At 70.3% G+C, this 19,436-nt stretch carries 18 protein-coding genes and 4 tRNA genes; 13 read left to right on the top strand and 9 right to left on the bottom strand.

The genetic code is table 11. The annotated features are described in order from the left end of the window. The first annotated feature begins 52 nt into the window (after positions 1-52). Complete coding sequence (locus M8445_RS02425) at positions 53-763, top strand: hypothetical protein (protein ID WP_273989394.1); 711 nt, start codon at positions 53-55, stop codon at positions 761-763. A gap of 75 nt (positions 764-838) precedes the next feature. Here M8445_RS02425 and M8445_RS02420 read toward each other — a convergent pair whose 3' ends face one another. Beyond that, a complete protein-coding gene (locus tag M8445_RS02420) occupies positions 839-2,764 on the bottom strand; it encodes an acetate--CoA ligase (RefSeq protein WP_273989393.1) in 1,926 nt (641 codons plus the stop codon). A gap of 181 nt (positions 2,765-2,945) precedes the next feature. Here M8445_RS02420 and M8445_RS02415 point away from each other — a divergent pair, with 181 nt between their 5' ends. The 3 genes from M8445_RS02415 (at position 2,946) to M8445_RS02405 (ending at position 5,548) form a co-directional block, all read left to right on the top strand. Continuing rightward, the gene (locus M8445_RS02415; RefSeq protein WP_273989392.1) at positions 2,946-3,722 is read left to right on the top strand and encodes a type III pantothenate kinase; all 777 of its coding nucleotides are present in this window, start codon (positions 2,946-2,948) and stop codon (positions 3,720-3,722) included. Positions 3,723-3,991: 269 nt separating this feature from the next. Further along, entirely contained in the window at positions 3,992-4,432 is a 441-nt protein-coding gene (locus tag M8445_RS02410) for a hypothetical protein (RefSeq protein ID WP_273989391.1), read from the top strand. Between the two features lie 198 nt (positions 4,433-4,630). Then, positions 4,631-5,548, top strand: coding sequence for a TroA family protein (locus M8445_RS02405; RefSeq protein ID WP_273989390.1), 918 nt, complete (start codon positions 4,631-4,633; stop codon positions 5,546-5,548). A gap of 88 nt (positions 5,549-5,636) precedes the next feature. Here M8445_RS02405 and M8445_RS02400 read toward each other — a convergent pair whose 3' ends face one another. From M8445_RS02400 to M8445_RS02390, 3 genes are all read right to left on the bottom strand, one after another. After that, the gene (locus tag M8445_RS02400; RefSeq protein WP_273989389.1) at positions 5,637-6,632 is read right to left on the bottom strand and encodes an inorganic phosphate transporter; all 996 of its coding nucleotides are present in this window, start codon (positions 6,630-6,632) and stop codon (positions 5,637-5,639) included. A 19-nt stretch (positions 6,633-6,651) separates the two neighbouring features. Further along, positions 6,652-7,290 carry a DUF47 domain-containing protein gene (locus M8445_RS02395; RefSeq protein ID WP_273989388.1) on the bottom strand — a complete coding sequence of 213 codons (639 nt, stop codon included), beginning with the start codon at positions 7,288-7,290 and terminating at the stop codon, positions 6,652-6,654. A 131-nt stretch (positions 7,291-7,421) separates the two neighbouring features. Further along, complete coding sequence (locus M8445_RS02390) at positions 7,422-10,511, bottom strand: alpha-amylase family glycosyl hydrolase (protein WP_273989386.1); 3,090 nt, start codon at positions 10,509-10,511, stop codon at positions 7,422-7,424. A 121-nt stretch (positions 10,512-10,632) separates the two neighbouring features. On the opposite strand from M8445_RS02390, the gene M8445_RS02385 reads away from it, so the two are divergent. Beyond that, positions 10,633-10,917 carry a DUF427 domain-containing protein gene (locus M8445_RS02385; protein ID WP_273989385.1) on the top strand — a complete coding sequence of 95 codons (285 nt, stop codon included), beginning with the start codon at positions 10,633-10,635 and terminating at the stop codon, positions 10,915-10,917. 69 nt (positions 10,918-10,986) lie between these two features. Here the strand turns inward: M8445_RS02385 and M8445_RS02380 are convergent, their stop codons facing one another. The 4 genes from M8445_RS02380 to M8445_RS02365 form a co-directional block, all read right to left on the bottom strand. Next, positions 10,987-12,138 carry a GGDEF domain-containing protein gene (locus M8445_RS02380; RefSeq protein WP_273989384.1) on the bottom strand — a complete coding sequence of 384 codons (1,152 nt, stop codon included), beginning with the start codon at positions 12,136-12,138 and terminating at the stop codon, positions 10,987-10,989. Positions 12,139-12,259: 121 nt separating this feature from the next. Next, positions 12,260-13,000, bottom strand: a complete 741-nt coding sequence (gene pxpA / locus M8445_RS02375) for a 5-oxoprolinase subunit PxpA (protein ID WP_273989383.1) — start codon at positions 12,998-13,000, stop codon at positions 12,260-12,262. Beyond that, positions 12,990-13,985, bottom strand: a complete 996-nt coding sequence (locus M8445_RS02370) for a 5-oxoprolinase subunit C family protein (protein ID WP_273989382.1) — start codon at positions 13,983-13,985, stop codon at positions 12,990-12,992. Before M8445_RS02370 ends, pxpA begins: the two co-directional genes overlap by 11 nt. Next, positions 13,982-14,665 carry a 5-oxoprolinase subunit B family protein gene (locus M8445_RS02365; RefSeq protein WP_273989380.1) on the bottom strand — a complete coding sequence of 228 codons (684 nt, stop codon included), beginning with the start codon at positions 14,663-14,665 and terminating at the stop codon, positions 13,982-13,984. Before M8445_RS02365 ends, M8445_RS02370 begins: the two co-directional genes overlap by 4 nt. A gap of 85 nt (positions 14,666-14,750) precedes the next feature. Between M8445_RS02365 and M8445_RS02360 the strand changes: the two genes are divergently transcribed. The 5 genes from M8445_RS02360 (at position 14,751) to M8445_RS02340 (ending at position 16,638) form a co-directional block, all read left to right on the top strand. Continuing rightward, positions 14,751-16,022 carry a nitrilase-related carbon-nitrogen hydrolase gene (locus M8445_RS02360; RefSeq protein WP_273989379.1) on the top strand — a complete coding sequence of 424 codons (1,272 nt, stop codon included), beginning with the start codon at positions 14,751-14,753 and terminating at the stop codon, positions 16,020-16,022. Between the two features lie 80 nt (positions 16,023-16,102). Continuing rightward, a tRNA-Ser gene (locus M8445_RS02355) sits at positions 16,103-16,190 on the top strand. A gap of 18 nt (positions 16,191-16,208) precedes the next feature. After that, positions 16,209-16,296, top strand: a tRNA-Ser gene (locus M8445_RS02350). A 41-nt stretch (positions 16,297-16,337) separates the two neighbouring features. Further along, positions 16,338-16,414: transfer RNA gene (locus M8445_RS02345), tRNA-Arg, on the top strand. Between the two features lie 147 nt (positions 16,415-16,561). Continuing rightward, positions 16,562-16,638: transfer RNA gene (locus M8445_RS02340), tRNA-Arg, on the top strand. Positions 16,639-16,699: 61 nt separating this feature from the next. Here the strand turns inward: M8445_RS02340 and M8445_RS02335 are convergent. Continuing rightward, positions 16,700-17,407, bottom strand: coding sequence for an HD domain-containing protein (locus M8445_RS02335; RefSeq protein WP_273989377.1), 708 nt, complete (start codon positions 17,405-17,407; stop codon positions 16,700-16,702). A gap of 261 nt (positions 17,408-17,668) precedes the next feature. On the opposite strand from M8445_RS02335, the gene M8445_RS02330 reads away from it, so the two are divergent. The 3 genes from M8445_RS02330 to M8445_RS02320 all read left to right on the top strand — a co-directional run bounded on the left by M8445_RS02330 (position 17,669) and on the right by M8445_RS02320 (position 19,402). After that, positions 17,669-18,487 (top strand): MHYT domain-containing protein, encoded by an 819-nt coding sequence (locus M8445_RS02330; protein ID WP_273989376.1) that lies wholly within the window; start codon positions 17,669-17,671, stop codon positions 18,485-18,487. A gap of 163 nt (positions 18,488-18,650) precedes the next feature. Next, positions 18,651-19,013 (top strand): response regulator, encoded by a 363-nt coding sequence (locus M8445_RS02325; protein ID WP_273989375.1) that lies wholly within the window; start codon positions 18,651-18,653, stop codon positions 19,011-19,013. After that, positions 19,013-19,402: a chemotaxis protein CheW gene (locus M8445_RS02320; protein WP_273989374.1), complete on the top strand. Its 390-nt coding sequence runs from the start codon at positions 19,013-19,015 to the stop codon at positions 19,400-19,402. Before M8445_RS02325 ends, M8445_RS02320 begins: the two co-directional genes overlap by 1 nt. The last annotated feature ends 34 nt before the right edge of the window (positions 19,403-19,436 follow it).

The raw sequence follows: 19,436 nt of genomic DNA, 5'->3' as shown, positions 1-19,436 counted from the left end.
CTCATGCCCGGTACGCAGCCCCACTGTGTCCCACGTTCTCCCGGAGGTCCCCATGAGCATCCGCACACCCGCTCGCCTGACCCTGTCCCTGACCCTCGCCGCGCTACTGGCCGCGCCCGCCCACGCCTGGGTTCCGAAACTGGAAGACACCACCGTCAGGAACGTCATTGACGGCGCGTACGGCCGCCGCGACCCGGTCCCCACGTACCTGATCACCAGCCTGAAGGTCAAAGACGGCCAGTTCGAGGCCGGCCCTGACGCCGTGACCGCCTTCGACGGCGGCGCCGCCTGCGTGACCGACTGGCTGGCCGCCCCGCAGGACTACGCGAAGGGCAGCCGCCCCGTCACCCTGACCGCCAGCGGACAGGCCGACCAGCTGTTCTTCGCCGCGCAGGACGCCCGCGACAACTTCAGGAACCTCAGCGTGAAAGACGCCCTGAGCGAGGAATTCACCAGCAAACGCCTCCCGGACGGTCAGCTGCGCATCGACGTCGCCGTGCAGGGCCTCCCCAGCGAGAAAGCCCGCGCCGCGTATCTCGTGCGCCTAAAAGGTGCGGACGGCAAACTCGTCGCCCCCGTGAAAAGCACCTACGTGAACGACTTCAAGCAGGAGGGCGGCACCTGGAGCGGCACCCTGGTGTACTACTTCGAACCCCTGAAGGCCGGGCTGGGTGCCAGCGACACCGTGAATCTCCTGCTGCGCACCGAGGCCGACACCAGCTGCGCGTACTCCATCCCCGTGAAACTCGGGGATTTCAGCTGAGCGAGGTGTAGGTTGCAGGCAGTGGTGAAGTGAGGCGGTCGCCCGTTTCACTTCCCACTGCCTCTGCGGCTGTTCCTACGGCCTAGGCCCCACAGCCCCCTCCAGCAGCGCCCGCACGGTGTCGATGGCGTCGGGATTTTCCAGGCTGCTCAGGTCGCCGCCCGCCTGACCGGTGATCAGCAGGTCGCGCAGGACGCGGCGCATGATCTTGCCGCTGCGGGTGCGGGGCACGGTGGGCGTGACGATCACGCGGGTGGGCCGCGCGATGGCTCCCACGCCCCTCACGACCGCCTCGGCCAGTTCGCGTTGCAGTTCAGGGCTGCCCTGCGCGTCGCCGCGCGGCACGACGAACGCGACGGGCACCGAGCCTTTCACGTCGTCGGGCATGGCGACCACGGCCGCCTCGGACACGGCCGGGTGCGTGATCAGCGCCGCTTCCATCTCCATGGTGCCGATGCGGTGCCCGGCGACGTTCATCACGTCATCCAGGCGGCCCGTCACCCACAGTTGCCCGTCGTGGTCGATCAGGGCGGCGTCGCTGGCGGCGTACGCGCCCGGGTGGTCGCTCAGGTACGTGGCGCGGTAGCGGTCGTGGTCGCCCCACACGGTCCGCGCGAGGCACGGGAACGGCTCGGTCAGGGTCAGGGCGCCCAGTTCGCCCGGCGCGGCCTCATGGCCGTCGTCCCGCACGATCCGGGCGCGGTAGCCGGGCAGCGGGTGCCCGCACGCGCCGGGCCGGGTGGGGGTCAGGCCGACCATGCTGGCGGCCCAGGCGGTGCCGGTCTCGGTCTGCCCGTACGTGTTGTTGATGAACACGTTCCCGGCTCCCAGCGTGTCGTGCGCCCAGTGCCACGTTTCCGGGTCCAGGGGTTCCCCGACCAGCCCGATCAGCTGCAGGCGGCTCAGGTCGTGGCCGCGCAGGGCGTCGTCCCCGGCGCGGCGCAGCATTCGCAGTGCGGTGGGGGCCGTGAAGACCTTCGTGACGCCGTAAGCGGCGATCAGTTCGTACGGCCGGGCCGGTGTGGGCGTGTCGATGCTGCCCTCGTAGATCACGTGCGTCGCCCCGTGCGCCAGCCCTCCCACCAGCGCGAAGATCGGGAAGGTCAGCCAGCCCACGTCGGCGGTGCACCAGTACGTGTCCTGCCCATGCAGGTTCAGGGCCCACTTCACGTTCGCGTACGCGCCGGTCAGGAAGCCCAGCCCGGCGTGCACCAGGCCCTTGGGTTTGCTGGTCGTGCCACTGGTGTAGATGATGAACCCCGGCTCGTTCGCCTCCAGCATGACCGGGTCGGCGCGGCGCGTGGTGGCGTCCAGCAGCGCGTGAAAGTCCAGTTCACCGGCGCGCAGGGGGTGATCGGCATTCACGCGGCGGGCCACGATCACCTGTGCGGGCGGCAGGCCGGTCAGGGCCTCGTCCAGCGTGGCCTTCAGCGGCACGACCTTCCCGCGCCGCAGCGTGGCGTCCGTGCAGACCACCACCTTCGGGCGGGCGTCCTCCAGGCGGTCGCGCACGGCGGCGGCACTGAAGCCCGCGAAGATCACCGAGTAGATCGCCCCGATGCGGTAGCAGGCGTGAATGGCGATGAACGCCTCAGGCACGTTCCCCAGGTAGATGGCCACGCGGTCCCCGCGCTCCACGCCCAGGTCCTCAAGGGCGGCGGCAAAGCGGGCCGCCCCGTCCGTCAGTTGGCCGTACGTCCAGGTTTCCCGCAGGCCGTCCTCCCGCTCGTAGCGCAGGGCCACGCGCTCTGGCGGGTGACGGTCCAGGCAGTTCACGCTGACGTTCCCGGTCGCGCCGGGAAAGTACCGGAAATCGCCCAGCGTGCCGTCCAGCGCCGTGGTGGGCGGCGTGTCCCAGGTGAGTTCCTGCGCCACGTGCAGCCAGTACGCCTGCGGGTCCAGGTCGCGCAGGCGCTGCGCCTCGGCGGGCGGGACGGGCGGGCGGGCACTCAGGGCGGCGGTGGGCGGCACGAGCGGGGCAGACAGCAGGGCAGCGTCCATGAAACAACCTCCGGTGGGGGAAAGAAGAGGGGGATGTCGGGGTGTGTGATCGGGTTGTGTGGAAGCCCAGGCTACCGCTCCCGCATGAGCGGCGTGAACGCAGCCCCGCCCGCCGTCCCTCATGCGCGAACCTCCGCGCAGTGCGTGCCGGGCGGCGCCGGGCTGCTCTACACTGCGGGGCGTGCCCGCCTTTCCCCTTCTGGCCGTGGATATCGGCAACACCAGCACCGTCATCGGCCTCGCGGACGAGAGCCTGAACCTCACGCACACGTGGCGCGTACGCACCAACCGCGACGTGCTGCCCGACGACCTCGCGCTGCAACTGCACGGGCTGTTCACGCTGGCCGGGGCCAGTGCACCCCGCTCGGCCGTGCTGAGCAGCGTCGCGCCGCCCGTCGGTGAGAACTACGGGCTGGCGCTGCGCCGGCACTTCATGGTCGAGGCGTTCAGTGTCAGCGCCACCAACCTGCCGGACGTGAACGTGGAACTCGACCAGCCCGACGCGGTCGGCGCGGACCGCCTGTGCAACCTGTTCGGCGCGGAACGCTACATGAGCACCCACGAGTACGCCGTGGTCGTAGATTTCGGGACCAGCACCAACTTCGACGTGATCGGCCGGGGCCGCCGCTTCCTGGGCGGCGTGCTCGCCACGGGCGCGCAGGTCAGCGCCGACGCGCTGTTCAGCCGCGCCGCGAAACTGCCGCGCATCACGTTGCAGGCCCCGCAGACCGCCATCGGGCGCAACACCACGCACGCCCTGCAATCGGGGCTGGTCTTCGGGTACGCCGAGATGGTGGACGGCCTGCTGCGCCGCATCCGCGCGGAACTGCCGGGCCCGGCGGTTGCCATCGCCACCGGCGGCTTCGCCCGCACCATCGAGGGCATCTGCCGCGAGATCGACCATTACGACGAGACCCTGACCCTGCGCGGCCTCGTGGAACTCTGGGCCAGCCGCTGACTGGCCCCGCACCTTCTTCCTCTGCGGGTGCGTATGCGGTCCGAGCCGGATCGGATCACTGAAAACACCGCGCAGCGCGGAAATAAACGGTTCTCTCAGACGGGTGCGCGGTACGGGGTCAGCGGGAGTGAGCGTGCCACACGTTCTTTCCGGCGCCCGGCCTGCCCCGGCCGTCATGAGAGCGGGCGGCGCAAGCCACAAGGGCCACCGCGATCCTCTCAAGGTCGTGCCACACGGCCCGCGCATCATCTGTCTCAGGAGGAACCACCATGATCAAGACCAAGATGATGACCGCCCTGACCGCCCTCGCCCTGATCGCCGGTGCTGCCTCGGCTCAGACCAGCAGCAGCACCGGCAGCGTCGGCGTGAACCTCGGCGCCGGACTGGGCACGGTCCTCGCGGGCCAGACCCAGGGCAGTGACGGCGCGGGCAGCGCCAGCCTGCTCGGCGCGGTCGACAGCGCCCTGAACGTGGGCGTGAACGCCAGTGGCAGCACCACCACGACCGACCGGGACGGCGGCAGCACCAGCAGCGAGGGTAGCCTGAACGTGGGCCTGTCCGGCGCCCTGAGCGGCCTGCTGGGCGGCAGCGCCAGCGGCAGCAACACCGGGAGCGACGGCACGGGCAGCGCCAGCCTGATCGGCGGCCTGTCGGGCGCCCTGAACCTCGACGTGGACGCCAGCGGCAGCAGCACCACCACCCGCCCCTGAGCCCCCTTCCCTGAGCGGGAACCGGACAGGTAGCCTCCGGGAGGCAGGGAAGGCCAGAGCGTGCAGGCAGACGTGAGTGACAGAGAGACAGCGAGACAGCAGGGCCCCCGGACGGCAGCGCGGGGGCCCTGCCCGCTGTCCGGAGGAGGGTCGTCACCTGCTGCCCTGCGCCCGTAGCGGATGCTCTACGCTACGCACATGACCCGTTCCGAGCCCGCCACAGCGCCCGGCCTGCCGTCCGGTCCCGCCCGGATCGTGAGCCTGCTGCCCAGCGCCACCGACCTGCTGTTCGACCTGGGTCTGGGCGGGCGGGTGGTGGGCGTCAGTCACTCCTGCGACCACCCGCAGGCGCGGGGACTGCCGGTCCTCACGCGGTCCATCGTGGACAGCGCCGCCCCGCAGGCAGAGATCGACCGGGCCGTCAGTGACGCCGTGCGCGAGGGCCGCGCGCTGTATCAGGTGGACGGACCGCTGCTGGACGCTCTGAACCCGGATCTGGTGGTCACTCAGGGCGTGTGCGAGGTCTGCGCCGTCACGCCCGGCACCATCGAGGCGGCCGTGCGGTACCTGCCGGGCTGCCTGCCCGCCGCGAACGTCCTGAGCCTGGAGGGCCGCGACCTGAGCGGCATTCTGGACGACCTGCGGGCGCTCGGGATGGCGGCTGGCGTGCCGGAACGCGCCGGGGCGCTGGCCGCGCAGGCCCAGACCCGCTGGGACGCCGTGCCGCCCGCCACGCACGCGCCGCGCGTCCTGACGCTGGAATGGACGGACCCGCCCTTCTACGGCGGTCACTGGGTGCCCGGGCAGGTCGAGCGGGCCGGCGGCGTGAACGTGCTGGGCGCGGCTGGCACCGACTCGGGCCGCGCCAGCTGGGGGCAGATCGAGACTCTGCGGCCCGACGTGACGGTCGTCATGTGCTGCGGGTACGGCCTGGGCGACAACGTCGCGTTCGCCCGGGCCCTGGACCCGCAGCAGCCGCTGGGGCAGGTGTGGGCCGTGGACGCGAACGCCCTGTTCAGCCGCCCCGCGCTGGGCGTGGTGCGCGGCGCCGAGGTCCTGGCGGCCCTGCTACGTGGCGAGGCCACCCCCGGCCAGAGCGAACGCATCCCACGCTGAGCTCCGAAGGGTGCTACAAGGAAGTGGGGGAGAACGGCGCACGCACGGCGCTCGTCCTCCCCCAACTTCAGCTTCTGGTAGGCGGCACTTAGCCCAGCAGCAGCAGCGCCTTGTGGAACAGCCAGCCCAGCGCGATGCACACGGGAATCGTGAACACCCACGCCTGCATGATGCGCCCGGCGACCTGCCACTTGACCTTCCGGAAGCCTTTGGTGGTGCCCACGCCCATGATGCTGGTGCTGATGGTGTGCGTGGTGCTGACCGGGATGCCCAGCGCGGTCGCGCCGGAGATGATGGCGGCGGCGCTGGCCTCGGCCACGAAGCCGTCCACGGGTTTGAGGTCCACGACCTTGAAGCCCATGGTCTTGATGATCCGCCAGCCGCCGATGCTGGTGCCCAGGCCCATGGCGGTGGCGGCCGACAGGATGATCCACAGCGGCACCTGCTCGACCTGCGTGCCCAGGTAGGCGCTCAGGGCGAAGGTCATGATGCCCATGGCCTTCTGCGCGTCGTTCCCGCCGTGACTGAAGGCCATGAAGGCCGCCGAGCCGATCTGCAACCAGCGGAACGTGCCAGTCACCGTGCGGGGCCGCATGTGCCGCAGCACCAGCCAGGACAGCAGCGTCATCAGCAGGATCGGCACGATGAAGCCCAGGAGCGGGCTGGTGAACAGTCCGGTCACGGTTTTCTGCACGCCCTTGGGAATGATGATGCCCCACCCGCCGGCAGCGACCCCGGCCCCGACCAGCGAGAAGATCAGCGCGTGGCTGCTGCTGCTGGGCAGGCCCTTCCACCAGGTGAACAGGTTCCAGGCGATGGCGCTCAGCAGGGCCGCGCCGGTCAGTTGCAGGGTCGCGTACTCCTGCGGCACGATGGACGTGGCGATGGTCTTGGCGACGGCTGTGCCGGCCAGCGCGCCCACCACGTTCAGGACGGCGGCCATGGTGATGGCCTGCGCGGGCGTCAGGACTTTCGTGGCGACCGATGTGGCGATGGCGTTGGCGGTGTCGTGAAAGCCGTTGATGAAATCAAAGGCCAGCGCCAGGAAAATAATCAGAAGAAAGCCGATCAGCAGGGGATCCATAACAGTCCGGTCCCAGCGCTCAGGCGTTCTTCAGCAGGATGCTTTCGACGGTCTTGGCGACCCGCTGCGCCTGATCGCTGGCGTCCTCGATCAGGGCCACGATCTCGCCGCCGCGCATGGCGCGGATCATGCCCGGCACGTCGTTCACGCCGTCGTACAGGTGACGCTGGACCTCGTCGCTGATGGTGTCGCCCTGGTCTTCGAGCGCGCGGATCTCGCGGGCGATGCGGGCCAGTTCGCCCAGCTGTCCCTTGTTCTCGATCAGCGGCATGCCCTGGGCCAGCAGCGCGCACTGCTGCTCGACCACGCGGGCCAGTTGCGCCATCTGCGGCAGGGGTTTCTCGATGCCGTACAGGCTGAGTTTGCGCGCGGCGTCTTCCATGTCGTCCACGAGGTCGTCGAGTTCGTTGTTCAGGCTGATGATGTCTTCCCGGTCGAACGGCACGATGAACGATTCGGCCAGCAGGTTGGTGATCTCGCCGGTCAGGCGGTCGCCCTCGTGTTCCAGGTCGCGGACCTTCTGCACCTTGGCGTCCACGTCGGTGTAGTTCTCCAGCAGGTCCACGAGCGCCGTGGCGGTGGCGTGGGCGTTGCGGGCGGCTTCAGCGAACTTCTGGCTGAATTTGGGGTTGCTGGGCATGAATTTAGATAGAACCATGACAATCCTCCTGATTGTCCGCCGGAATGTCATGGGAATGTCAGCCCGGGCGGAGCAAGTAAGGCGGGAGGCCGTTGACCGCACCTCCCGCAGGTTCCTTCAGTGTACGGGCCGCGCCGGCCCTGGCTTCCTTACGGCACCCGGACGGGAGCAGTAAAGGTCGCTCTGCACGAGTCCGCGCAGTTGGTGCTGTTCGCGCCGGCCGGGGTGCTGCCCGTATCCGGGATGATGTCCCCGGCCCCATACCCGTCCCCGCCAAAAATACCGCCCACCACGTTCACGCCGGCGGCCGGCGCGCCGCTGAGGCCCAGCGCCGCCCAGGGGATGGCCATCTCGACCGTCTGTTCGGGCAGGGTGCCGGTGCTCACGGCGGTGTACGCGCCGCTGCCCACCACGCTGGTGGCCGCCGCGCTGCCCACCAGCCGCAGTTCCGGGGCCTGATTCTCGTAGCGGGCAATGAAGGCGTCCACGCCGCCCATGGCTCCGCTGAAGGTCGCGGCGCGTTTCCAGGCGTCGAAGCTGTCAGCCTGCGCGGCGCCGCCGGGGGCGGTATCCAGGTACACGACGGCCGAGTTGCCCGCCACGCGGTAGCGATAGCCCAGGTACAGGTACTGTGCGTCACTGTCGATCCGCAGGTTCTGGAAGTTGTTGTCCGCGCCGAAGGTCCCGGCGGCGGGGCTCTGCACGTCCGCTTTCGGGGCGGTCCAGTCATTCAGTTTGCCGTCGATGCGGTACTTCCCGACGACCGTGCCGCTCAGGGCACTCAGCGTGAAGTTCACGCCGGTCTGCGGGGCCGCCGCGTCCTGCGTGGCCGCCTCGAAGCCGTCCGCGCTGGCCCGCAGCGTGTGCGTTCCGGCCGGGGCGGGCAGGACGTACCGGCCGTCCGGGAAGGTCAGGGCGTAGTTCAGGGATGGGTCAGCGCCGGTCTGCCCCCCGGCGGGCTGACTGCTGGCCTCGACCAGCGCGCCGCCCAGTGGCCCGGCCCCCCCATTGACGGTGCCCTCGATGAAGGTGGTCGGGGCGGGCTTCTCGGTGAAGTCGTACGTGCCGCTGGACGCCGCGCCGCCGCGCACCAGCAGGCTGCGGTCGCCCTGGCCGGGGCCCTCGTAGCCGCTGTTCTTCGCGCCGGGTGCATCGTTTCCGTACTTGAACTTCACCTCGCGGAACAGCGGGAGGTTCAGCGTGGTCTTCCACTGCCCGCGCGTGTCCTGCGTCATGGGGTACTCGATCTGGCTGCCGGTATCGAAGCGGCGCAGCTCAATGGGGCCGTTGCCCTGGCTGCGGGCGTCCACGCTGAACGTGACGGGCACGGTGTTCTTCTCGCTGGGCGTGCCGGTCACGCTCACGCCCCGGCTCTCGGTGCCGGCGCTGTCTACCGTGACCACCCGGAAGGTCGTGGCGGCCTCGTTCGTCAGGCCGCGCGCCAGCAGCGACGCCTGCGCGGCCGGAATGGGCGCGAAGTTCAGCAGGCGTTCGCTGCCGCCCGCCGCTTTCACGTACACGCGGTACCCGCTGACGGCCGGGTTCGTGGCGGGCGTCCAGCTCAGCTCGGCGGCCCCGTCGCCCGCCGTGACCTTCAGGCCGCTCAGTTCCGGCAGGGCCGGGTTCACGGTGCCGCTGCTGCCCGCACCAGCCTGGGCGGTCACGGCCAGCACGCTGCGCGCCGGGACCGTGCCGGTCAGCCGTCCCCCGCTGACGCTTAGGGTGCTGGCCTTCCCGGTCACCTCGGTCAGGGCGCCGCCCGCGAAGGTGCCCAGCAGCGGAATGCCGCCGCTTCCCAGGGTGCTCAGGTCCACGGGCGCATCCCCGCCGTTCACCACGAATACCACCGGTTGCCCGGCCGCGCCCGTCACGCCACTCACCACGCGCCGGTACGCCAGGATGGGCGCGCCGCCGTTCGGCCGCCAGAGTTCCTGCTGCGCGCCGCGTGTCAGGGCGCGGTAGCGGGTGCGGGCCTGTGCCAGCGCGCCCAGACGCTCGTCCAGGGCGCTGCCTGCCAGCCGCGCAAAGTCCATGGGTTCGCGGTTGCCCTGCCCCAGGGTGTTGCCGTACGGGTCGCCCAGCCCGGCCTGCGCGATCTCGGTGCCCTGCCACACGCTGGGCGTCCCGCGCGAGAAGTACATGGTGGACAGCGCCATGTCCAGCCGCTCGGCGGCCTGCGCGGCGGTGCCGCCCCGCTCCGTGACCTCACTGACGAAGCGGCGCACGTCGTGGTTGTCCACGAAGGTCGTCAGGCGCGTCGGGTCGCGGTACGCGCCGTCCTGCGCGAACACGTCCGCTACGCGGTCGAGGTTGCCGCCGGCGCTGCTCATCTGGTCCTTGAACGCGAAGTGCAGGGCGAAATCGAACACGCTGGGCGATCCCAGTTCGTCCATGAACCGCGCCAGGTACGCGGGGTTGCCGTCGAACACCTCGCCGACCGACCAGATCTTCGCCGGGTCGCCCGCCCCGCCCGCCGCGAAGAACTGCTTCCAGTACGCGTCCGGGACGTGCTTCATGGTATCGATCCGCAGGCCGTCGATGCCGGTCTCGGTGCGCCAGTACTTCACGAAGTCGTTCAGGTACGCCGTGACGGCCGGGAGGTCCTGCTTGAAGTCCGGCAGGCCCGCCAGGTCGCAGTCCGTGGTCTTGTTGCCCGACGCCTTGCAGTCCTCTGGCGTGTTGAACCACTCAGGGTTCGTTTTCGTGAGGGTCGCCCCGTACCCGGCGTGGTTCACGACGATGTCCTGAATGACTTTCAGGCCGTTGCGGTGCGCCGCGTCGATCAGCGCGCGGTACTCGTCCAGGGTCCCGAAGTGCGGGTCGATCTTCCTGAAATCCTCGGCCCAGTATCCGTGGTACCCGGCGAACGTCTTGCCCTGGTTGGGGCCGTCCCCGACGGGAATGGCCGGCACCTGCAACACGACGGGCGTGATCCACAGCGCCGTGAACCCCATGCGCTTAAAGTACCCGTCGTCGATCTTCGCTTTCAGGCCGGCGAAGTCACCGCCCTGCCACGCCAGGGGATTGGTACGGTCGGCGCGGTCCCCGGCGTCCCGGTTGGGGCCGTTGTCGTTGGCGGTGTTTCCGTTTGCGAAACGGTCAGTCATGGCGAAGTAGATGACCTCGTCCTGCCAGACGCGGGCGGTTTCGACCGGGGATTTGAACAGACTGCAGGCCGACAGGGACAGCGTGAGGGCCGTCAGGGCGCCAGCGCGCCCGAGCGTATGGAAGCGTTTCATGTGTACCTTCATTTCAAAGGGAAGCGCTTCCGAAAGTCAACCTTCACCGAATCCTCACGCGGCCGGCACTGCGCAGCCCCGCTGACAGTCCACCCGCCCCCGGCCCCCTACCCTGAGCGGCATGAAAGCCACCTGGAACGGAGAGGTCATCGCGCAGTCCGCAGATACCGTGGTCGTGGAAGGCAACCATTACTTCCCGGCCGACAGCGTCAACCCCGCCTACCTGATTCCCAGCGACACCCACAGCACCTGCCCCTGGAAGGGCGAGGCCAGCTACCACACCCTGCGGGTCGGTGGGCAGGACAACCGCGACGCCGCGTGGTACTACCCCACACCCAAGGACGCCGCCCGGCAGATCACTGGCCGCATCGCCTTCTGGAAAGGCGTGACGATCAGCGAAGACTGACCCGGACCCCACTGGAACGGACGACCGGGCCGTTCCATTACCCCAGCAAGCTTCAGCGCCGCTCTGCTGTCAGGCGGGGAAGACCTGCGGCGCGCTCCCGTTCTGATCCGGGCGGTCGTCCGCACCGGCCGCGTGCCACACGCCCAGCGCCACGCGGTTCTGGGAACTGCCCTGCACCGATGCCAGCGCGTCCTGCGCTTCCTGCCACAGCGCCTGCGGGTCGGCATGCTCGGCGTAGAACGCCACACCCACACTGACCGTCAGGTTCACGCCCTCCAGCGGACGGGACGCGATGCGCACCCGCAGGCGCTCGCAGGCGGCGCGGGCCGCGCGGGCGTCCGGCGTGCGCATCACCATCACCAGCTGATCTGCCCCCAGGCGACCCAGCACATCCTGATCCCGCACCACGCCCAGCGTCACGCGGGACAGGTGCGCCACCAGCCGCTCGGTGAACCCCAGCCCGTACTGCTCCTGAAGGGCTCCCAGTCCGTCCACGCCGATCACGGCCACGCTGAGGCCCTCGGGCCGCCGCTGGAACTCGCGGACCAGCGCGTCCTCGGTTCCCTGGCGGCCCGGCAGACCGGTCAGCGGATCGTGCTCGCCGGGCAGACCGCCGCCCAGCAGGTCCCGCCGCAGATTGCCCAGCGTGCGCAGGACCGCGCTGTGCTGCCCGACCAGCAGAATTGTGGACGCCAGCAGGGTCTGCACGACCATCCCCACGATCGGGGACGCCCAGGCACCGTGCCCGGCGACGTACACCAGCGTCAGGCCCGCCACGCCGCCCAGCCCCAGCAGGTTCAGCAGCCTGCTGTCCTGGCGGCCCAGCAGCCACAGGTGCGAGGCGATCAGCACCGTGATCCACGGCCCCATGCCACTCAGGTTGACCAGCTGCAACTCTGAAGGCACGCGGAACAGCACGAACCACAGGCTGCCCAGCAGGTACGCCCAGGCCCCCAGCAGCGTGGTCAGGTGCAGGGTCCGCAGCGGCACCCGGGCATTGTGGGTGCTGGCGGCCACGCCGGCCATCAGCAGCGCCAGCAGCGGCAGCGCCGCCCGCTCGAAACTGCTCATGGGCAGGGACAGCATCTTCAGCAGCAGCGCGGCCAGCACCACCCCCAGCAGGCGGCGGTTCAGGGCGCGGCGGTCCAGGCTGTCGCGGGCCACGCCGCCCACCTGACTGGCAGTCAGGGAATCCCTGGGGGAAAGAGGCGGGCGTCTCATGCTGCCTGACAGTGAAGCAGGCAAACTCTCACTCTGTCCTGACAGTCCGCCTCATCCCCCCCACATTCTTAAGCCCGGCCGGCAGACCTGCCCCGTCTGGGAGGTCACGCCTGTCGGCATGTCAGGCTGGGGCGGCGACCTGCACGCCCGCCTCCTGCAGCGCCCGGCGCAGCTCACTCGCCAGGGCGGCTGCCTCGGGGCCGTCGCCGTGCAGGCACAGCGTTCCGGCCGGAACGGCGATGTCCTGCCCGGTCACGGCGCGCGTGCGGCCCTCGCGCGCAATCCTCACGCCCTGCGCCGCCGCGTCGGCCGCGCCGAGCAGGTCGCCTGCCTGACCGCGCGGCCACAGGGTCCCGTCCGGTGCGTACCCCCGGTCCGCAAAGCCCTCGCCCAGCGCCCGCAGGCCCAGCGCGGAAGCCTCGCGCAGCATCACGCTGTCCTGGCCCGCCAGTCCGAAGTACAGCCCTATGCCGCTGTCTGCCGCCGCCTGCGCGACTGCCCGCGCCAGCGCCGGGTCACGCGCGGCCATGTTGTACAGCATCCCGTGCGGCTTGACGTGACACAGCTGCACGCCCTCGCGCGCCGCCACGGCCTTCAGGGCCTCGATCTGCTCGCGCACGAAAACCGTGACCTCGGCCGGCGGGAAGTGCAGTTCACGCCGCCCGAAGCCCTCGCGGTCCGGGAAGCCCGGGTGGGCGCCCGCCGCCACCCCGAACCGCGCCGCGAGCCGCAGCGAATCCCGCATCGTTTCCGTGTCCCCGGCGTGCCCGCCGCACGCGATGTTCGCGCTCGTCACGGACGCCATGACCGCCTCCTCGTGCGCGCTGCCCTCACCCAGGTCCGCGTTCAGATCAATCTGCATGGGCGCAGCATAGAGGAGCGCTCCCGGCCCCCGCGTACCAGTGCCGCAGCGCCCACTCGGCCTGCCGCAGCCCCCGCTCGTGCGCCCACAGCGCCGCGCGGGCCTGTGCGGGCGTGACGGGCCGCAGGGTCACGCGGTCACCGGGCCGCAACTGCGCCAGCCGGGGCAGGTCCGCGCTGATCACGACCAGCGGCGTGGGGTAGCCGCCGTGCGTGCCGGCGTCCGGTAGTAGCAGGATGGGCTGTCCGTCTGGCGGCAGCTGAACCATGCCCGGCACGTTCGGCACACTGGCGCGCGCCGGGTCGTGCGGCGCGGCGACCACCCCGGACAGCCGCGCGCCCATGCGGTCCGCCTGCGCGCTCACCGTGAACGTCTGCCCGGTCAGCGCGTCCAGCAGGTCCGGCGTGGCGTCCGGCGTGACCTGCACCCGCAGCGTGTGGTCCGGCCCGACCGGCGTGCGCAGCTCCGGCGACACGAACGCCCGCGCGGGCCTCACCCCGGGCAGGGGAGACCACGCCAGTCGGTCCCCCGCCCGCAGCGCCCGCCCCTGCACGCCCCCGAACGCACTGCGCAGGTCCGTGCCGCGACTGCCGAACACCTCTGGTACGTCCAGCCCGCCCCGCACCGCCAGGAACGCCCGCGCGCCCGCCGGGGTACCCCCGATGCTCAGTCGGTCACCAGCCTGCACCGGCACGGCCCGCCAGGGCGCGAAGGGCCGACCCGCGCCGTCCGCGCCGAGCAGCGCCACCTCGAACGGCGCGCCGCACAGGCTGACCAGTGCCGCCGCGTGAAACAGCAGCGTGGGGCCGGACAGCGTGACCTCCAGCCCCGCCGCGCGACTCTCCGGCGCGTTCCCGACCAGGGCGTTCGCCAGTCGGCGGGCCGCCGCGTCCGCCGCGCCGCCTGCCGGAACGCCCAGCGCCCGCACGCGCCGCCCGGCGTCCTGCACGGTGGACTGCACGCCCGGCCGGATCACCTCAATCACCTCGCGCTCCTGGCCATGACCGCCCGGAACTGCACGTGGTCCCCGGCCCGCCACGGCACCGGCTCGGGCCGCGACAGGTCGAACAGACTCAGGTCCGTGTGGCCCACGATGCGCCAGCCGCCGGGCGTGCCGCTGGGATAGACGCCCGCCCACGGCCCGCCCAGCGCCACGCTGCCCGCCGGAACCCGCCCGCGCGGCGCGTCCAGGCGCGGCATCCGCAGTGACGGCGGCAGGCCCGTCAGGAACGCGAATCCTGGCGTGAACCCCAGGAACGCCACCTCCAGCTTCTGCGCGCACAGCGCCGACACGAACGCCTCCCCGGTCAGCCCGGCGTGGGCCGCGCACCACTCCAGGTCCGGGCCGCCCGCCCCGCCGAACACGACGGGCACCACCAGCGTCCGCGCGGCGCCGCCCGCGCCCGGCCCGTCCGGCTGCTCCCGCAATCCCGCCAGCCGCCCGCGCAGCGCCGCCTCCAGCTGCCCGGCGTCCAGCCTCAGCGGATCGAACAGCACGGTCAGCCTCATCAGCGCCGGAACGACCTCCAGCACCCCCGGCAGCGGCGTGTCTCGCAGGCCCGCCAGCAGCGCCCGCGCGCGCGGCGTGCTCACACTCAGGGCCGCGTCCCCCAGACACGTGAAGACCAGACTGTTGAAGTCTGCCCCGGACGCCTCGCCGCTCACGCCCTCCATGCTACGGGTTCCGCCCGGCCCCGCACAGCGCAATCCTGCTGCGATCTCACGCGCCGCCCGCTACCCTGAACGGCACATGACCTCCCACTCCACCACCGCCCCGGACCGGGTCGTGCGCGCCGTGGCCGTGCAGCCCAGATGGCACGCCAGCGACTTCACGGACGCCGACGCCTTCCGCCGCTGGATGCGCGCCCAGCTGGAATCCGCCCGCCCGCACCTGAGCGCCGACCACCCCACCCTGGTCGTCCTGACCGAACTGAACGGTCTGCCGCTGGTCCTGCGCGGCGGCGGCTGGGCGCTGCGACTGCGCACCTTTGAGCGCGTGGCGCTGGCCCTGTTCCTGGCGAGGCTGCCGCGCACGCTGCCCATCCTGCTGCGCGAACGCGTGTCACCCATCCGCGCCCTGCAACTTGCCGGAATCGACGAGAACACCGCCCTGTACCTGCACACCTGCCGCGACCTGGCCCGCGAGTACGGCGTGTACCTCTGCTGCGGCAGCGCCCCCACGCCCCGCTACCGCCTGCGCGGCCGCCAGCTGACCCGCGCGCCCGGCATCCTGACCAACCAGACTGTCCTTCTCGACCCCAGCGGCGACCTGATCGGCGTGACCGACAAGGTCCACCTCACCCCCGACGAGCAGGCGGGCGGCGTGGACCTCACCCCCGGCGACCTGCGCGAGATGCGCGTGTTCCCCACACCCGCCGGGAACCTGGGCGTCGCCATCAGCCTCGACGCCTTCCGGCCCGACGTGATCGGCACGCTGGAAGCGCAGGGCTGCACCGTCCTGCTACAACCCGACGCGAACGGCTCCCCCTGGACCGCCAAGGAAGGCCTGCCGCCCGACCCTGCCCACATCCGCGACCAGACCGTCGCGTGGCTGGAAAGCAGCTGGCAGGTCACCAGCACCAGCGCCCAGATCCGCTACGCCGTGAACCCCATGGTCGTCGGAAACCTCCTGAACCTCACCTTCGACGGCCAGAGTGCCATCACCGGCCCGCCCGAACAGGCCCCCCAGCCGCGCAGTTACGTCCTGACTGACCCCCGCCCCGGCTTCCTGGCCCTGACCCCCTGGGTCGAGGACGGCCCCGCCGACCAGCTCCGCCAGACCGGCCTGCACCTCGCCGCCGGCAGCGGCCACCCCCGCGAGAACGCCTACCGCACCGACACCCTGTCCGCCGACCTGACCCTCCCTGCCGCCCCCCTCACGCCCCCCGAACCCACCCCGCACGAAACCGCCCTGCGCGCCCTGCTGCGCGGCGAGGCCCGCGCCTCCCGCCCCAGGTTGTGGCCCTGGGCGCTGGCCGCGCTGACCCTGCTGGCCCTGCCGCTGCTACGCCGCCGCCCCTGACCCGCATTTGACAGGACGCGCCCCCCCTCATATACTTCCTCTCGCGCCTGAGTTAAGCAACGGCGCGCCCCGCCATGCAGGGGGGGTTGGCCGAGTGGTTGAAGGCAACGGTCTTGAAAACCGTAGTAGGGCAACCTACCGGGGGTTCGAATCCCTCACCCCTCGCCAAAACATGACAACCGGACTGGAGAGGTGGGTGAGTGGTTGAAACCGCACCCCTGCTAAGGGTGTATACCGCAAGGTATCGAGGGTTCGAATCCCTCCCTCTTCGCCAACATTCAACGCCCAGCACGTTGAATACAGCACCAACAGGATGTGCCCGTAGCTCAGCTGGATAGAGCGTCTGACTACGGATCAGAAGGCCAGGGGTTCGAATCCCTTCGGGCACACCACCACAGAAAGCCCCCGCCATGCGCGGGGGTTTCGCTGTTCTGGCTCGCGGTGTGTTCCTGCCCTGACGCCGCAACCCTACTTGCAATTTCCGTCTGAACCCTGTAACCTCTTTCGGCTGGGCAATGAGCGCCAGCAATCAACAGGATGTGCCCGTAGCTCAGCTGGATAGAGCGTCTGACTACGGATCAGAAGGCCAGGGGTTCGAATCCCTTCGGGCACACCACACAGACCCCCTCCCAGAGGGGGTTTTTCGTTTCGGGCATGGGCTACGGCGCATGCCTTAGTTACTGGGGTGCCTGAGCACTTTGCAGCAGCGGCAGCTGGCGGGTCTGGTTGCTGGTCAGGCCGGTGGCGTGTTCCAGGGCGGTGACGGTCAGGTCGAGTTCGTCCAGCAGGGCGCGCAGGCGTGGCTGGGTGTGGGCGGAGGGAGCCGCATGGTAGTGGTCACTGAGCAGGCGGTAGTACTGGAGGGTGCCTCCGTGGCCCTGCCCGAAACGGTCGAAGTACGCGGCGCGCTGGTCGGCGGGCAGGACGCTGACATCGGCGAGGATGGTGCGGGCGTTATGCAGTTTGTCTGAAGCACTGACGAGCAGTGAGGCCGCGTTCTTGCCGTGCAGGCTGGTCAGGTACCCGGCCTTGCGGGCCGGCCAGGGGCGTTTGGGCTGGCCGGGGGCGGGGGTGTCGTCGGTGGCGTCGTCCACGAGATGGGCGACGCTCTCTCCGAACGTTCCGGCGATCTGCTCGCGCAGGTGGGCGGGTGTCTGTCCGGTGTTGGCCGGGCCGTCTTCCAGGGCGTCGTGTAGCAGCGCGGCGATGGCCTGATCTTCGGTCGCGCCGTACTCCAGGGCGATGGATGCCACGCCCAGCAGGTGAGACAGGTACGGAATGACCGGCGTTTCGCCGGTGGGCACCTTGCGGTATTGCCCGGCGTGCCACTGGCTGGCGAGGGCCAGGGCGGCCGTGAACCTGTCGGTCAGGGGGAAGGAGGTCATGAGGTCACCATACGGGGCGTAACCGTGCGGGTGCGGCACACCTGTGCGGGGCAGGAGCGCAGCGGGGGAGAGGGAAGGGCACGTGTCGGCCGGGGCCGCCGGAATGGCGACTGACCGCCCGCACATCATGAGAGTGCAGTTTTTCATGTTTGCCTGTGCCGCCGATCACCTTCCGGATCAGTAAGTTTTATGTGAGTTCGCTGGGTTTATGGTTCAGAGACGTTGAACGGTGGGCCAACCGTGACGAAGGAGGAACGACATATGGATCATTCTCAGATGGTGAGCGCGCAGTGGAACAGCTCCTACATCGTGTTGTCTTACATCATTGCGGCGCTGGCATCGTACGTCTCGCTGGAACTGGCGGGCCGCGCCGGGCAGAACTTCAGTCAGAGCGCCAGCCGCTTCTGGCTGATTGCGCAGGCCCTGGTGCTCGGGTACGGCATCTGGGCCATGCACTTCGTGGGCATGCTGGCCTACCAGGTGAACGTGGCTGCCAACTTCAACCCGGGCCTGACCGTGTTCTCCGGCCTGATCGCCGTGGCGCTGATCTACCCCGCGCTGCGCATCCTGCACGCCGGACCTCTGAGTCTGGGCCGTCTGGCCACCGCCGGATCGGTCGCCGGTCTGGGAATCGTGATCATGCACTACACCGGCATGGCCGCCTACCAGATGCCCGGCACGGAAGTGCAGCTCGTGTGGTTCCCGCTGATCGCCTCGGTCCTGATCGCCGTGGGCGCCAGCATGGTCGCGTTCTTCCTGTTCCGCCTTCTGTCCAGCGAGTGGGTGACCCGTCAGAGCCGCATGGCCCTGCTGGGCGTGAAGGTCGGCGCGGGCCTCGTGATGGGCGCCGCCGTAATCGGCATGCACTACACAGGCATGGCCGCCCTGAACTACCACGTGGTCGACGAGATGAAGACCGGACTGGCCTCCGGTGGCGTGGACACCTCGCTGCTGGCCCTGATCGTGGGCGTCGTGTCGTTCCTGCTGATCGGTCTGGCCGTCACCAGCATCCTGATGGACGCCGGACGCGGCGGCGATCTCGACGAGATGGATTTCGGCGCCGGCAGCGCCGCCGACTGAACCCCCCCTGCTCACACCTCACCCTGTCCCCCTTCTGGGCCGCGCGCCCACATTCCCCGTCCTCCCGCTTGTGTGTTCTCCCGCTTCGCCCCCTCCCCCGGAATGGTTTCCGGTACGCGCCCGGTCACCCCGGTGCGCGGCCCCCCAAGGAAGTTGAATCTGCATGGCACGAATCCTGATCGTTGATGACTCCCCCGCCGACCTGAAGTTCATGGAAGCCGCCTTGAACGGCACTGCCCACACCGTCACGGCCCTGAACGACCCCGCGCAGGTGGAAGCTGTGGCCGAACAGGTCAAACCCGACCTGCTGATGGTGGACGTCGTGATGCCCGGCCGCAACGGCTACGAGGTCGTGCGCGGCCTGCGCCGCCAGCCCGGCATGGAAGCCCTGAAAGTCGTGTTCGTGTCCAGCAAGGGCAACGAAACCGACGTGAAGTGGGGCCTGCGTCAGGGTGCCGACGATTACATCGTCAAGCCGTACACGCCCGACCAGCTGTACGGCGTGATCGCCAAACTGATCGGCTGATGCCGGACGCGCTGCTGGTCCGCATTCAGGGCGAACGCGTGGCCCTGCCCCTCTCGGGAGAGCAGACCATCGCCGAGCTGGGACCGGTCGCGCCCCTCCCGAACGGCGAGCCACTGCTACTGGGCCTGACCACCGTGCAGGGCCGCGCCGTGCCACTGGTGAACCTCGCTCCCCTCCTGACCGGCGCGCCCGCCGCCGACGAGCCCCGCCTGATGGTCCTGACCAGCCTTGAAGGGGACCGCGTGGCCCTGCTGGTCAACGAGGTGTTCGGCGTCACGGCCCTGCCCACCCCGCCCGTCAGCAGCGCCCTGCTGATCGACCTGCCCGGTGGCCCGCTGCTGAACCCGGCCGTGCTGGCCCGCGAACTGCGCGACTCCCTGGGTCAGTAACGCCCGCTACCCGTCCCGGCCCCCGCCGCCCCGC

This window comes from Deinococcus aquaticus (assembly GCF_028622095.1).
GTDB lineage: Bacteria > Deinococcota > Deinococci > Deinococcales > Deinococcaceae > Deinococcus > Deinococcus aquaticus.
The sequence above is the reverse complement of the archived record's forward strand: the minus strand, read 5'-3'. Positions and strand labels throughout refer to the sequence as shown.